Origin of the sequence: Luteibacter sp. (genome assembly GCF_051958795.1) — a bacterium.
GTDB lineage: Bacteria > Pseudomonadota > Gammaproteobacteria > Xanthomonadales > Rhodanobacteraceae > Luteibacter.
In genome coordinates this window covers 1-13,315 of record NZ_JBQCFT010000340.1, presented here as the reverse complement: position 1 = coordinate 13,315, position 13,315 = coordinate 1, and the positions used below count along the sequence as shown (strand labels likewise).

At 67.1% G+C, this 13,315-nt stretch carries 14 protein-coding genes; 8 read left to right on the top strand and 6 right to left on the bottom strand.

The features are described 5' to 3' along the window. On the top strand, positions 1 to 169 hold a 169-nt coding region (locus tag ACTHLF_RS17980; protein WP_440329119.1), incomplete at its 5' end, for an alpha/beta fold hydrolase. Next, a complete protein-coding gene (locus ACTHLF_RS17975; RefSeq protein WP_440329118.1) occupies positions 166 to 1,218 on the top strand; it encodes an aldo/keto reductase in 1,053 nt (350 codons plus the stop codon). The genes ACTHLF_RS17980 and ACTHLF_RS17975, both read left to right, overlap by 4 nt. Positions 1,219 to 1,239: 21 nt before the next feature. Here ACTHLF_RS17975 and ACTHLF_RS17970 read toward each other — a convergent pair whose 3' ends face one another. The 3 genes from ACTHLF_RS17970 to ACTHLF_RS17960 form a co-directional block, all read right to left on the bottom strand. Then, on the bottom strand, positions 1,240 to 2,049 hold the full coding sequence (locus ACTHLF_RS17970; protein ID WP_440329116.1) for a MetQ/NlpA family ABC transporter substrate-binding protein: 810 nt from the start codon (positions 2,047 to 2,049) through the stop codon (positions 1,240 to 1,242). A 77-nt stretch (positions 2,050 to 2,126) separates the two neighbouring features. Further along, the gene (locus ACTHLF_RS17965; protein WP_440329114.1) at positions 2,127 to 2,801 is read right to left on the bottom strand and encodes a methionine ABC transporter permease; all 675 of its coding nucleotides are present in this window, start codon (positions 2,799 to 2,801) and stop codon (positions 2,127 to 2,129) included. Beyond that, positions 2,798 to 3,802: a methionine ABC transporter ATP-binding protein gene (locus ACTHLF_RS17960; RefSeq protein WP_440329112.1), complete on the bottom strand. Its 1,005-nt coding sequence runs from the start codon at positions 3,800 to 3,802 to the stop codon at positions 2,798 to 2,800. Before ACTHLF_RS17960 ends, ACTHLF_RS17965 begins: the two co-directional genes overlap by 4 nt. A 96-nt stretch (positions 3,803 to 3,898) precedes the next feature. Here ACTHLF_RS17960 and ACTHLF_RS17955 point away from each other — a divergent pair, with 96 nt between their 5' ends. Beyond that, the gene (locus tag ACTHLF_RS17955; RefSeq protein ID WP_440329110.1) at positions 3,899 to 4,381 is read left to right on the top strand and encodes a glutathione peroxidase; all 483 of its coding nucleotides are present in this window, start codon (positions 3,899 to 3,901) and stop codon (positions 4,379 to 4,381) included. Between the two features lie 102 nt (positions 4,382 to 4,483). On the opposite strand, the gene dacB is transcribed toward ACTHLF_RS17955, so the two are convergent. Both dacB and ACTHLF_RS17945 read right to left on the bottom strand, forming a co-directional pair. After that, positions 4,484 to 5,806, bottom strand: coding sequence for a D-alanyl-D-alanine carboxypeptidase/D-alanyl-D-alanine endopeptidase (dacB, locus tag ACTHLF_RS17950; RefSeq protein WP_440329108.1), 1,323 nt, complete (start codon positions 5,804 to 5,806; stop codon positions 4,484 to 4,486). Positions 5,807 to 5,973: 167 nt separating this feature from the next. Beyond that, the gene (locus ACTHLF_RS17945; protein ID WP_440329106.1) at positions 5,974 to 6,759 is read right to left on the bottom strand and encodes an enoyl-CoA hydratase/isomerase family protein; all 786 of its coding nucleotides are present in this window, start codon (positions 6,757 to 6,759) and stop codon (positions 5,974 to 5,976) included. Positions 6,760 to 6,909: 150 nt separating this feature from the next. Between ACTHLF_RS17945 and ACTHLF_RS17940 the strand changes: the two genes are divergently transcribed. Genes ACTHLF_RS17940 through ACTHLF_RS17930 form a run of 3 tightly spaced genes read left to right on the top strand, consistent with a single transcriptional unit; the run spans position 6,910 to position 9,286 of the window. After that, on the top strand, positions 6,910 to 7,155 hold the full coding sequence (locus ACTHLF_RS17940) for a FeoA family protein (protein WP_440329104.1): 246 nt from the start codon (positions 6,910 to 6,912) through the stop codon (positions 7,153 to 7,155). Next, positions 7,152 to 8,996, top strand: a complete 1,845-nt coding sequence (gene feoB, locus ACTHLF_RS17935; RefSeq protein WP_440329103.1) for a ferrous iron transport protein B — start codon at positions 7,152 to 7,154, stop codon at positions 8,994 to 8,996. The genes ACTHLF_RS17940 and feoB overlap by 4 nt, the downstream gene beginning before the upstream one ends. Beyond that, the gene (locus tag ACTHLF_RS17930) at positions 8,993 to 9,286 is read left to right on the top strand and encodes a DUF6587 family protein (RefSeq protein ID WP_440329101.1); all 294 of its coding nucleotides are present in this window, start codon (positions 8,993 to 8,995) and stop codon (positions 9,284 to 9,286) included. The genes feoB and ACTHLF_RS17930 overlap by 4 nt, the downstream gene beginning before the upstream one ends. 151 nt (positions 9,287 to 9,437) lie before the next feature. On the opposite strand, the gene ACTHLF_RS17925 is transcribed toward ACTHLF_RS17930, so the two are convergent. After that, positions 9,438 to 10,901, bottom strand: a complete 1,464-nt coding sequence (locus ACTHLF_RS17925) for a phospholipase D-like domain-containing protein (protein WP_440329099.1) — start codon at positions 10,899 to 10,901, stop codon at positions 9,438 to 9,440. Between the two features lie 126 nt (positions 10,902 to 11,027). Between ACTHLF_RS17925 and ispG the strand changes: the two genes are divergently transcribed. Together ispG and ACTHLF_RS17915 are read left to right on the top strand one after the other, a co-directional pair. Then, positions 11,028 to 12,284 (top strand): flavodoxin-dependent (E)-4-hydroxy-3-methylbut-2-enyl-diphosphate synthase, encoded by a 1,257-nt coding sequence (gene ispG / locus ACTHLF_RS17920; protein WP_440329097.1) that lies wholly within the window; start codon positions 11,028 to 11,030, stop codon positions 12,282 to 12,284. Between the two features lie 71 nt (positions 12,285 to 12,355). Continuing rightward, on the top strand, positions 12,356 to 13,186 hold the full coding sequence (locus ACTHLF_RS17915) for an aldo/keto reductase (RefSeq protein ID WP_440329095.1): 831 nt from the start codon (positions 12,356 to 12,358) through the stop codon (positions 13,184 to 13,186). Positions 13,187 to 13,315 lie beyond the last annotated feature (129 nt).

Genomic DNA, 13,315 nt, shown 5'->3' with positions numbered 1-13,315 from the left:
CTGGGCGGTCGTACCGACGGCGGACAAGACGATCAACCCGGACCTCGAGCGCTGGATGTACAAGCGCGCAAAGGCGAAAGTCACTGAAGTGCCGGGCTCGAGCCACACCGTGTTCCTCTCGCACCCGGACCTGGTGGTGTCGATCATCGAACAGGCGGCGGGCAAATGAGCATGCGCTATCGAGTCCTCGGCCGGCATACCGGCCTTCGTGTTTCCGAGCTCGTCCTTGGCACCGGCAATTTTGGTACGCGCTGGGGGCATGGCGCCGAGCCCGATGAGGCGCGCCGTATCCTGGATGCCTACCAGGCGGCGGGTGGCAACTTCATCGATACCGCCGATACGTACCAGTTTGGCCAATCCGAGGAGATATTGGGGCAACTGCTGCAGGGACGACGCGATGACTTCGTCCTTGCGTCGAAGTACACCCAGGCGGGTGGCAAGGAGGCGAGCCTCCTCGCGACCGGCAATAGCCGTCGGGCGATGGTGACGTCCCTGGAGGCGAGCCTGAGGCGGCTGAAGACCGACCGGCTGGACCTGTACTGGGTGCACTTTCCTGACAAGGTCACACCCATCGAAGAGATGCTCCGTGGGTTCGACGATCTCGCTCGCGCTGGCAAGATCCTTTATGCAGGCCTGTCGGACTTCCCCGCGTGGCGCGTGGCGCGCGCGGCGACGCTTGCCGAGGTGCGCGGCTCGTTGCCCATCGCCGCGTTGCAGGTGGAACACAGCCTCGTGGAAAGGACCACCGAGCACGAACTGCTCCCCGCGGCGGAAGCGCTAGGCCTTGGTGTCGTGGCGTGGTCGCCGCTCGGTGGCGGCATGCTTACCGGCAAGTATCGCCGTGGCGAGACGGGCCGCAAGGAAGGCTTTGCCGGCCGCGTCTTCCAGGATGAGGACAGCGGGCAGCGCACGCGCATCGTGGATACGCTGCTTGCGATCGCGGCGGAGACTGGCATCGAGCCTGGCGAGCTGGCGATCGCCTGGGTGGCTGCGAAGGGCCCGTTGCCGATCATCGGGCCACGCAGCGTGGCGCAGCTGGAAGGCAACCTGCGCGCGGCTAGCGTCGTCCTTGCGCCCGAACACCTGCGGCGGCTTGACGAAGCAAGCGCGCTGCCGCCGGTGTTCCCACATAGCCTGATCGATGACCCGGTGAACCAGCAAAAAGCATCCGGCGGCCACCTGGATGACCTGATCCTGCCGTCGGTGCCGGTGGCCTGAGGCGCGTGTGTTGCTGCCGGCTCAGAACGCCGGCAGCACCGCGCCGTTGTAGGTCTTCTCGATGAACGCCTTCACCTCGGGCGAGGTGAGCGCGGCGGCGAGCTTCTGCACGCGCGGGTCATCCTTGTTGTCCGGGCGCGAGACCAGGAAGTTGACGTACGGCGAATCCTTGTCTTCGATCAGCAGCGCGTCCTTCACCGGGTTGAGGCCGGCGGCGAGGGCGTAGTTGGTGTTGATCAGCGCGAGGTCCACTTCGTCGAGCACGCGCGGCAGCATGGCGGCCTCGAGCTCGCGGAACTTCAGGTGCTTCGGGTTCTGGTCCACGTCCTTCAGCGTCGCCAGCTTGTCACCCGGGTTCTGAAGGGTGATCAGGTTGTGCTTGGCCAGCAGGAGCAGGGCGCGGCTGTTGTTGCTCGGGTCGTTCGGGATCACGACATTGGCGCCATCCGGCACTTCGTCGATTGTCTTGTACTTGCGGGAATAGGCGCCAAACGGCTCGATGTGCACGCCGACAACCTTGACCAGGTTCGTTCCGCGCTCGCGGTTGAAAGCGTCGAGGTAGGGCTCGGTCTGGAAGAAGTTCACGTCCAGCTGCTTCTGGGCTACCTGCATGTTCGGCTGCACGTAGTCGGTGAACACCTTGATCTCGATGTCCACGCCCTGTTTTGCCAGAAGCGGCTTGATTTCCTTGAGGATTTCCGCGTGCGGAACCGGGGTCGCAGCCACGGTGAGCGGCTTGCCGGCGTCCGCCGAGCCACCCGAGGCGCCGCCAGAACAGCCAGCCATGAGGACGGCAAGGGTGGCGGCCAGGGGGAGCAGGAACTTCTTCATGGGGGCGTCCAGGCAGGCATGTTGCGGTGCGACAGCATAGACGTCCATACCGCCAGATGCAAAATGGCCCTGTGGGCTTATTTACGGCTGTACCGCGCCACGAGCCAGTCGCCGAGCATCTGCAGCACCTGGACGAGCACCACGAGCAAGGCCACCGTGACCAGCATGTAGTCCGGTTTGTAGCCGTTATAGCCGTACTGGTACGCGAGCGCACCCAGCCCGCCCGCGCCGACGATGCCGCCCATGGCGGTGTAGCCGACCAGGGCCACGGCGGTCACGGTGGTCGCAGCGACCAGGCCGGGGCGTGCCTCCGGCAGCAGCACGCGCATCACGATCTGCTTCGTCGTGGCGCCCATGGCCTGGCTGGCTTCGATCACGCCACGATCGACTTCGCGCAGGGCGGTTTCGACCAGGCGGGCGAAGAACGGCGCCGCGCCGATGACCAGCGGTACGATCGCACCGCGGATACCGATGCTCACGCCGGTGACGGCCTTGGTCACCGGGATCAGCAGGATCATCAGGATGATGAAGGGAATGGAGCGGAGCACATTCACTACCAGCGACAGCACGCCGTAGAGCTTCGGCTTCGCGTGCAGCTGCCCGCGCGCGGTGAGGAACAGCCACACGCCCAGCGGAAGGCCGATCGCCAGCGTGAACAGCAGCGAGCCAGCCAGCATCAGAAGCGTATCGAAGCAGGCCTGGAGGATCTCGGCCCAGTCGATATTCGGGAACAACGTCTGCAGCGGGCTCACCGGGTCACCTCTTCGATATCGACACCGGCGGTGCGGAGCTGCGCGAGCGCATCGTCCAGGCGGTCGCCGTGCATGGCCAGGGTGAGCTGGCCGTAAGGTTCATCCTTGATCCGGTCCACGCGACCGGAGAGGAGGTTATATTCCACGCCCGTATCGCGCACCACGCGCGACAGCAGCGGCGAATACGTCGTATCGCCACGGAACGAAAGGCGGAACAGCTTGCCAGGCACGCCGGCGTATTCCGGGCCGCGCCCCTCGCGGTGATCGGCCTCGGCAACGAAACGGCGGGTGGTGGGATGCTGCGGATGCAGGAAGACGTCGGCCACGGTCCCCAGCTCGACGACGTGCCCCGCATCGAGAACCGCCACGCGGTCGCAGACGCGGCGGATCACATCCATCTCGTGGGTGATCAGCACGATGGTCAGGCCGAGCCGGCGGTTGATGTCGGCCAGCAGTTCGAGCACGGACGCGGTGGTCTGCGGATCCAGCGCACTGGTGGCTTCATCGCACAGCAGGATCGACGGTTTGCTGGCGAGCGCGCGAGCGATGCCGACGCGCTGCTTCTGGCCGCCGGAGAGCTGGGCCGGGTATTTGTTCGCATGGGCCTCGAGCCCGACCAGCGCGAGCAACTCCGCCACGCGGGCCGCGATATCCGCCTCGGCCGTGCCGCCCTGCAGTCGCAGCGGGAAGGCGACGTTATCGGCCACGGTGCGCGAGCTCAGCAGGTTGAAGTGCTGGAAGATCATGCCGATCCCGGCGCGGAGGCGGCGCAACTCGGCTCCCTCGGCATGGGTCACGTCGCGGCCGTCGACCAGCACCTTGCCGGCGGTGGGCCGCTCGAGCAGGTTGACCATACGCAACAGGGTCGACTTGCCCGCACCGGAATGGCCGATGATGCCGAACACCTCGCCCTGCTGGATGGCGAGGTCCACGGGCTGCAGGGCAGGGACCAGCGTTCCGTTGACCTGGTACGACTTGGACGCGGCTTCGAATCGGATCACGGGCGGGGGTGGGCCTGGCGGGGAAGGCGCCCATGGTAGCCGAAGGCCCCGGGCGGCGTAGACTGTGCGCTTTCCACCCGCCTACGAAGGAGCACCATGACCGGCATCTACGATTTCTCCGCCCGCGATATCGACGGCAACGAGCGTTCGCTTGCCGAGTGGAAGGGTAAGGTCGTGCTGGTGGTTAATGTCGCCTCGAAGTGCGGCTTCACGCCGCAGTACAAGGGCCTGGAAGAACTGCAGAAGCAGTACGGCGCCCAGGGCTTCGATGTGCTCGGTTTCCCGTGCGACCAGTTCGGTCACCAGGAGCCGGGCGACGAAGCCGAGATCCGTGATTTCTGCTCGCTCACCTACGACGTCTCGTTCCCGATGTTCTCCAAGATCGACGTCAACGGCGACAAGGCCCACCCACTGTACAAGTGGCTGAAGTCGACGAAGAAAGGCTTCCTCGGCACCGAAGGCATCAAGTGGAACTTCACCAAGTTCCTGGTGAACCGCGATGGCGAAGTGGTGGAGCGCTACGCGCCGACCGATACGCCCGAGAAGATCGGTAAGGATCTGCCAGCCGTCCTCGGTTGATCTTGTAGGAGCCCACCCTGTGGGCGACGCCGTTCGCGTTGACGCCACAGGCCCTGTAGCGCATTCGCGAAAGATGTCGCCCACAGGGTGGGCTCCTACGGGTCAGAGGTGTTCAGGAGTCTCCGCGAGCATCACGGCGATCGCGTCCACTTCGGATGACACCGGCGCGGCACCCTGGGTGGGCTTGTAGTTGTTGAGAATGACGGCGAAGGCCAGGCGTTGGCCTGACTTCGTCGTAACGTAACCGGCGAGCGCGTTGACGTAGCTCATGCTGCCGGTTTTCGCCTGCACGTTGCCTTCGGCAGCGGTGCCTTTCAGGCGGCGGGCCAGCGTGCCGTCGATGCCGGCGACCGGGAGCAAAGCCCGGAATGCCGGTGTATCGCTTGTCAGTAGCAGGTGCGTCAGCGAACCCGCCGTCGTGAGGTCGTGCCGCGAAAGACCCGTGCCTTCCTCGAGCGAGGTGGCCGACGGGCCGATGCCGCGGCTGGCGAGCCAGGCGGCAAGCGCGGCGACGGCACGGTCCTCGGTGCGTGGCGCGGCCTGGTCGTGTGCTTCGGCGCCCGCAAGCAGGAACACGCTCTGCAGGTACATGTTCTGCGAGCGCTTCAGGCCGGAGGCAAGGATCTCGCCGAGCGTGGGCGAAGGAAGCGTCGCCAACTGGATGCCCTGCGGCGCCGGGATCGGCCAATGCACGCTATGTGCCTCCTTCTTCACCGTGATGCCGTGCTTCTCCAGCGCGGCGGTGAGCCGGCGCGCCGCGGTGAGCGCCGGGTCGGGCAGGGAGAGCCGGCTCTTGCGCGGCTGCGCGCCGAGCACATGCAACGTCGCGGTGCCGGGTGCCCGGTAGAGCTCGGGGGTATCCGCCGGCTGTTCGGCCAGCGTCGTTGCCGCATCGACGGGCGTCAGCGTGACGGCGTCGTCGCGCACCGTGGCGACCATGGTGTTTTCGTCGACGGTGAGGCCGCTGGCGGTCGCGCCGTAGTACTCCTGCAGATCGGAGGCCTCCCACCCGCTGCCGATCGGCGGGCCGGGGAAGGCCGTGTCATCGCCGACCACGCCGCCGTCGACGCGGGTGATGCCGGCGGCGGCGACCTGCTGCGCCAGCTGGTCGGCCCAGCCGTCGCCGCTCAGCGTGGGATCGCCACGCCCGCGCAGGACAAGCTCGCCGCGCAGGCGGCCCCGGCGGATGTCACCAGCGGCCAGCACATCGGTGTGCGTGCGGTAATCCGCACCGAGGCGGTCGAGTGCGAAGGCGGCGGTGTAGAGCTTGGCCGTGGAGGCGGGGAGCATGAGCTTGCCGTCGTCATGCGCATACACGACACGGCCGTCATCCAGTGACACCACGCTTATGCCCCAGGAGGCGGCGGCGAACCGTGGTGCGGCGACATGCCGTTCAATGTCAGCATGGATGTCCGAAGCCTGCACGGAAGTCGCGACCAACAACAGTGCGAACAACGTGAGCGTAGGAGCCCACCCTGTGGGCGACATCTTTCGCGACAGCGCTTCAATTCCCGGTATTAACGCTAGAACGCCTCGCGAAAGGCGTCGCCCACAGGGTGGGCTCCTACGGGGGAGCGCCTTACATCGCTGGGTTATTGCAGCCACGAGGGCTGGGCTTTGTCGAGGAAGGCCGAGAGCCCGTCCTGGCCTTCGGCGGAGACGCGGAGGCGGGCGATTAGTGCGGCGTTCGCCGTGTCGGTCGTTTCCATGGCGGCTTCGGTCATGCCGCCCATGCCGAGTGCCAGCTGCTTTGCCTCGCGCTGGGCCACGGGGCCGCCCTTGCCCAGCAGGCCGAGCACGCGCTCGACCGCAGTGTCGAGCTCTTCCATCGGCGCGGTTTCATGGACAAGGCCCATGGCATGCGCGGCCGCGGCGCCAAAGACTTCGCCGGTAACGAATAGCCGGCGCGCCTGGCGCAGGCCGATCGCGGCGATCACGTACGGGGAGATCACCGCCGGCACCAGGCCGAGCTTCACCTCGGAGAGCGCGAACTTGGCGCCTTCCGCTGCGATGGCGATATCGCAGCAGGCGACGAGACCGACGCCGCCGCCGAACGCCGCGCCGTTCACCCGGGCGATGGTCGGCTTGGACAGGAACTGCAGCCGGCGCATCAGCCGGGCCAGGCGCTCGGAATCCGCGCGGTTGTCGGCTTCCGACGCCGAAGCCATGCCACGCATCCAGTTCAGGTCGGCGCCAGCGGAAAAACTTGCGCCCGTGCCGGTCAGCACCACCGCGCGCACCTCCGGATCGGCGTCCACCGCGTCGATCGCAGCCGTCAGTTCGGCGATCAGGGCGTCATCGAAGGCGTTGTGCACCTCCGGGCGGTTCATCAGCAGCCAGGCGACGGTGCCGCGGCGGGTCAGTTCAACAGCCGGCATGAAGGATCTCCGAAAGGTGTCATGAGAATCATAAACGGCCGGTCTGTAGGTGTGGTGCCAAAACCCGGGTCCGTCTAACCCTTACATGAGATGCAGGCGGTCAGGTAAAAGGCGTACAATGCGAACAGTTCTTATTTGAGATATTCCCCAGTGCGCCTGTCCGACGCGCCGAAAGGTGCCCAAGCCGTGGTCCAGTCCGTTACCGATGCCCATCCCGCCGACCCCATCGCGCAGCGCCTGCGCGACCTGGGCTTTGTCGCGGGTGAGCCGGTGCGGTTGGTGGCCCGGGGCCCGCTCGGCGGCGATCCCTTGCTGGTCCAGATCGGTTCGACGCGCTTCGCGTTGCGCAAGACGGAAGCGGCGCGCGTGGAAGTGAACGTGGAAGGTGCGGCATGAGTGCCTCGACGATGCGCATTGCCCTGGTGGGCAATCCGAACTGCGGCAAGACCGCGCTGTTCAACCAGCTGACCGGCGGCCGCCAGAAGGTGGCCAACTACGCCGGTGTCACCGTGGAGCGCAAGGAAGGCCGTTTCACCGCGCCGTCCGGCCGCACGCTGCAGATCCTGGACCTGCCGGGCGCGTACAGCTTCGATGCCACGAGCCCGGATGAAGCGATCACCCGCGACGTCTGCCACGGCCGTTACCCCGGTGAGGCGGCGCCTGACCTGATCGTATGCGTCGCGGACGCCACCAACCTGCGCCTGCACCTGCGCTTCGTGCTCGAAGTGCGCCGCCTTGGCCGCCCGGTGGTGCTCGCACTGAACATGATGGATGCCGCGCGTCGGCGTGGTCTCGTGATCGACGTGGCGAAGCTCTCGCAGCGGCTTGGCGTACCCGTGGTGGAGACCATCGCGGTCCAGCGTGGCGGCGCGAAGGCGCTGGTCGAGCGGCTGGATGCGGCCGTGCCCGACGTGGTCCCGGCGGCGATCGACCATGCCAGCGTCGATGAGCTGCACGCCGAAGTGCGTTCGATCCTCGCGGAGACGGTGACGACGTCGCGCGACACCGTCGCCATCGATGACGCGATCGATCGCTGGGCGCTGCACCCGGTGTTCGGCCTGGGCATCCTCGCGGTGCTCATGTTCCTCATCTTCCAGGCGGTGTTCTCCTGGGCACAGCCGGTGATGGATGCCATCGAGGGCGGCATCGCCGCGCTCGGCCAGTACGTCACCGGTTTCCTCCCGGCCGACAGCGCGCTGCACAGCCTGCTCAACGATGGCGTGTTCGCGGGCCTGGGCGCGGTCCTCGTGTTCCTGCCGCAGATCCTCATCCTCTTCCTGTTCATCCTGATCCTCGAGGAATCCGGCTACCTGCCGCGCGCGGCCTTCCTGCTGGACCGCATGATGTTCAAGGTAGGCCTGACTGGGCGCGCCTTCATCCCGCTGCTTTCGAGCTTCGCTTGCGCTATCCCCGGGATCATGGCCACGCGCAGCATCAACGACCCGCGTGATCGCCTGACGACGATCCTGGTGGCGCCGCTGATGACGTGTTCGGCCCGCCTGCCGGTGTACACGCTGCTGATCGCCGCGTTCATCCCGGATCGCGCCGTCGGCATCTTCAACCTGCAGGGCATCGTGCTGTTCGTGCTGTATTTCGCGGGCATCTTCAGCGCGCTGGGCGTGGCGTTCGTGATGAAGCGCTTCCGCAAGGATCGCAGCGAGCATGCGCTGATCATGGAGCTGCCCTCGTACCGCCTGCCGAACGTGCGCGACGTCGCGCTCGGCCTGTGGGAACGTGCGCTGATCTTCCTGAAGCGCGTGGGTGGCATCATCACCGCGCTCACCGTGCTGCTGTGGTTCCTCTCCAGCTTCCCGGGGCCGCCGGATGGCGCGACCCAGCCGGCGATCGATTACAGCCTGGCCGGCATGCTCGGCCGCGGCCTGCAGTACATCTTCGCGCCGATCGGCTTCAACTGGCAGATCTGCATCGCGCTGGTCCCGGGCCTCGCCGCCCGCGAGGTTGCGGTGGCCGCGCTGGGTACCGTGTATGCCATGTCGGGTAGCGACGATACGGTCGCCACGCAGCTGGGGCCGGTCATCGCACATTCGTGGTCGCTGGCCACGGCGCTGTCGCTGCTGGCGTGGTACGTGTTCGCCCCGCAGTGCATGTCGACGCTGGCAGTGATCCGCCGCGAAACCAATTCCTGGCGCAACGTGGCGATCGCCGCGGGCTACCTGTTCGGCCTGGCTTACCTGGCCTCGTTCGCTACGTACCAGATCGCGAGGGCGCTCTCGTGAGCAGCTTCCAGGTCTTTGAAACCCTCATCGTTGGCATCGTGGTGCTTGCGAGCGCTTACGTGGCGTTCCGCAAGCTCCTGCCGAAGACCTCCACGCGGGTGATGGCGGGTGTCTCCGCCAGCCTGAACCATGAAGGCCGTGCCGGCGTGCTGCGTGCGATCGGCAGGAAGGTGCAGCCGGCCAGTGCGTCGGGCAGTTGCGGCGATGGTTGCGGCTCGTGCAACAGCTGCGGGCCGGCGCCGGCGGCGCGCAATGATGCGCAGCCGCTGACCTTCAAGTCGCGGCAGTAGGCATCGCGCGCGAGCGCGCTCCCACAACCGCCTCGCTCGCCGTAGGAGCCCACCCTGTGGGCGACATCTTTCGCGGAAACGATCGAGACCCTGCGGCGGCGCTACGAAAGGCGTCGCTCACAGGGTGAGCTCCTACTGCGATGCTTTTCCCTCAAGGCCCCGGCTCATCCACCTGCCGCCTGCGCTGCTTGCGCAGGGCGAACCAGTTGATCGTCAGGTTCACCGCGAACCACGCGCCGACGAGCGCGAGCGGCCACGCGATCACCGCGGGCCAGAGCACCGCGACGATGGTCAGCACGATGGCCGTCAGCGCGCCGGCCAGCACCGGTCCGGATTCGGTATCGCCCAGCACGCGGTGGTGGGTGATCGCCGCGCCCACGGTGTTCGCGATACGCAGCGCACCGGCCGCCGCGCGGCTGGAACTGCCGCCACCATGCCGCGGACGCGGCGGCCGTGGCGAGCGACTACGCAGGCGCTCGTTGCCCGTGCGCCGGCGGGAACCGCGCAGCAGGATCTCCGTGGCGTTCTCCAGATCGGCTTCGTATTGGGCGGCAAGCTTCGCCGCGAAGCCGGCATCCTCGATCGCCACATCGATCTCGCGATTGCTCAGCCAGCTGGCGAGGTTGAGGTTCGACGAGCCCACGCGCGCCCAGCGGCCATCGGCCACAGCGGTCTTCGCGTGCAGCATCGAACCGTTCCATTCAAAGACGCGGATGCCGGCCTTCAGCAGCGGCCGGTAACCGGAGCGCGACATGCCGGCCACCATCGGGATATCGCTGCTGCCGGGCACCAGCAGGCGGACATCGACGCCATCGCGCGCGGCGGCGGAAAGCGCCTGCACATACGGTGCGACACCCACGAAATAGGCATCCGTCAGCCACAGCGTCTTCGTGGCCATGGCCGCGACCATCTGGTCCAGGCGGTACATGCCCGCCGTGCTGGGCTGGGTCGCGATCAGTCGCAGGTTCACCTCACCCGCCTCGGCGGCAGGTTCATGCCGGGCCACGCGTGCGTCCTCGGGCAAACCGGCCGGCCCGGCATCGCGCCAGCTATCGGCAAAGGCCTGCTCGATCTCGGCCACCGCGGGGCCGCGGAGCATCACGCCGGTGTCGCGCCATGGCGGCACGTCACGGGCCGGGTCGCCGAGCCACTTCTCGCTGATGCACACGCCGGACAGGAAGCCGGTCTCGCCATCCACCACCAGGACCTTGCGGTGATCGCGGCTGATCCAGCCGAACGAGCTGCCGAACCGGGGTGGGTTGTAGATGCGGACCTCGCCGCCGGCCTGGCGCAACGGGTTCCAGAAGCTCGAGCGTGACTGGCCCAGGCAGCCCGCCCAGTCGGCGATCACCGCGACGAACACCCCGGCGCGGGCGCGTTCCACCAGCGCATCGCGGAAAGCCTGGCCGATCCGGTCGTTGCGGATGATGTAGTTCTCGAGGAAAACGTGGCGCTTCGCCCCGGCGATGGCCTTGAGCCAGGCGTCGTAATGGGCCTGGGCATCGATCAGCAGGTCAACGGCATTACCGCCGATCAGGGGCGCGCCGGCACTGCGGCTCAGGGCCTGTTCGGCGAACTGGCGGGTGGAAAAGGCGGTGGGACGGTGGAGGTTCATGGGCGGAGTGTATCGATAAGCCGGATGCATGCCTTGTGAGAGGCATTCCGGGCGATGGCCCTTCGTGAACCCATCGCGCGCAAGCGCGCTCCCACAGGGACGCTGCTCGGTCTAAAATGGCCCGCTATGACCGACGACCTGATCCGCCCGCGCCCCGCGGAAGCCGAACCCCGCCGCCCCAGCACCGGTGTCGTTATCGACAAGGTACAGGTGGGCGGTGGCGCGCCCATCGTGGTGCAGTCCATGACCAACACGGACACCGAGGACCCGGTATCCACGGCGAAGCAGATCGCCGAGCTGGCCCGCGCCGGCTCGGAAATGGTCCGTATCACGGTGAATACCCCGGCCGCCGCGGCCGCCGTGCCGCGCATCCGCGAGCGCCTGGAGATGATGGGCGTCTCGGTGCCGCTGATCGGCGACTTACACTACAACGGCCACCCGCTGCTGGAAGGCGAGCCGGCCTGTGCGGAGGCGCTGGCGAAGTACCGGATCAACCCGGGCAATGTCGGTTTCGGCAAGAAGAAGGACGCGCAGTTCGCCTCGATCATCGAGATGGCGATCCGCTACGACAAGCCCGTGCGCATCGGCGCCAACTGGGGCTCGCTCGACCAGTCGATGGTCGCGGCGCTGATGGACGAGAACGGCCGCCGCGCCGACCCGTGGGATGCCGGACACGTCGCCCGCGAAGCGCTGATCCGCTCGGCACTCGATTCCGCCGCCCGCGCGGAGGACCTGGGCCTGGCACGGGACCGGATCATCCTGTCCTGCAAGGTCTCTGGCGTACAGGAATTGATCGCGGTTTATCGCGACCTGGCCCGCCGCGGCGACTACGCGCTGCACCTGGGCCTGACCGAGGCCGGCATGGGCTCCAAGGGCATCACCGCATCCAGCGCTGCGCTCGCCGTGCTGCTGCAGGAAGGCATCGGCGACACCATCCGCATTTCGCTCACGCCGGAACCGGGGCAGTCGCGTACGGCCGAGGTCATCGTGGCCCAGGAGCTGCTGCAGACCATGGGCCTGCGCGCGTTCACTCCGCTGGTCACCGCGTGCCCGGGTTGCGGCCGCACCACCAGCGAGTTCTTCCAGGAACTGGCGAAGACCGTGCAGGGGCATGTCCGCGAGCGGATGCCCGAGTGGCGCGTGAAGTACGACGGCGTGGAGAACCTCACGCTGGCCGTGATGGGCTGCATCGTCAACGGCCCGGGCGAATCCAAGCACGCCAACATCGGCATCTCCCTGCCGGGCAACGGCGAGGCGCCGGCCGCGCCGGTGTTCATCGATGGCGAGAAGGCCATGACGCTACGCGGCGACAACATCGCCGATGAGTTCGTGGCCATCCTCGACAACTACGTCGAATCGCACTACGCCGTCCGCCACGACTGACCGTCACGCCTTGCATGCGGGGCCACCTGCCACCATGGCAGGTGGTTTCCCCCTCCCCAAGGAGACAAGGCATGGCACATTCCGTCCCGCTGCTCGGCCTCAACGACGGCCACAAGGCGCCGCAGATCGGTTTCGGCGTTTTCCAGATCCCCGACGATGAAACCTCGCGCGCCGTCCAGGAAGCGTTGAAAGCCGGCTACCGTTCGATCGACACCGCCGCGATCTACAAGAACGAGGCCGGCGTTGGCGATGCGCTCGCGAAGGCTGGCGTCGCGCGCGGCGATATCTTCCTCACCACCAAGCTGTGGAATTCGGAGCAGGGCTTCGATTCGACGCTGCGTGCGTTCGACGCCAGCATGAAGAAGCTCGGCACCGATTACCTCGACATGTACCTGATCCACTGGCCGACGCCGAAGCACGATCGTTACGTCGATACGTGGAAGGCGTTCATCCGCCTGCGCGAGGAAGGCCGGGTCCGTTCCATCGGTGTCAGCAACTTCCAGCCCGCGCACCTCGACCGGATCGTCAAGGAGACCGGCGTCACCCCGGTGGTGAACCAGATCGAGGTGCATCCGGATTTCGCGCAGGACGACGTGGTCGCCGCGAACCGGAAGCACAACGTGATCACGGAAGCCTGGAGCCCGCTGGGGCAGGGTGGCGAGCTGCTGAAGAACGACACGCTCGTGCAGCTCGGCAAGAAGCACGGCAAGTCGCCGGCACAGGTCGTGCTGCGCTGGCACGTGCAGCTGGGCCACATGGTGATACCGAAGTCGGTCACGCCCGAACGCATCCGTTCCAACATCGATGTGTTCGATTTCGAACTGTCGCCGGATGACATGGCCGCGATCGCGAAGCTGGACACCGGCAACCGCATGGGCCCGAACCCCGACGAGCTCAACTGATCACGGGTAGCGCCGTGGGGGGGGGGGGGGGGGGGGGGGGGGGGGGGGGGGGGGGGGGGCGCCGCCCCCCCCCCCGCCGCCCCCCCCCCCCCCCCCCGGCCCGCACGCGGGGAGGGTAAGAAAATAAAG

Coding starts and splice junctions, on each gene's coding strand:
- ACTHLF_RS17975 (WP_440329118.1), top strand. CDS start 166: ATGAGCATGCGCTATCGAGTCCTCGGCCGGCATACCGGCCTTCGTGTT.
- ACTHLF_RS17970 (WP_440329116.1), bottom strand. CDS start 2,049: ATGAAGAAGTTCCTGCTCCCCCTGGCCGCCACCCTTGCCGTCCTCATG.
- ACTHLF_RS17955 (WP_440329110.1), top strand. CDS start 3,899: ATGACCGGCATCTACGATTTCTCCGCCCGCGATATCGACGGCAACGAG.
- ACTHLF_RS17945 (WP_440329106.1), bottom strand. CDS start 6,759: ATGCCGGCTGTTGAACTGACCCGCCGCGGCACCGTCGCCTGGCTGCTG.
- feoB (WP_440329103.1), top strand. CDS start 7,152: ATGAGTGCCTCGACGATGCGCATTGCCCTGGTGGGCAATCCGAACTGC.
- ACTHLF_RS17925 (WP_440329099.1), bottom strand. CDS start 10,901: ATGAACCTCCACCGTCCCACCGCCTTTTCCACCCGCCAGTTCGCCGAA.
- ispG (WP_440329097.1), top strand. CDS start 11,028: ATGACCGACGACCTGATCCGCCCGCGCCCCGCGGAAGCCGAACCCCGC.
- ACTHLF_RS17915 (WP_440329095.1), top strand. CDS start 12,356: ATGGCACATTCCGTCCCGCTGCTCGGCCTCAACGACGGCCACAAGGCG.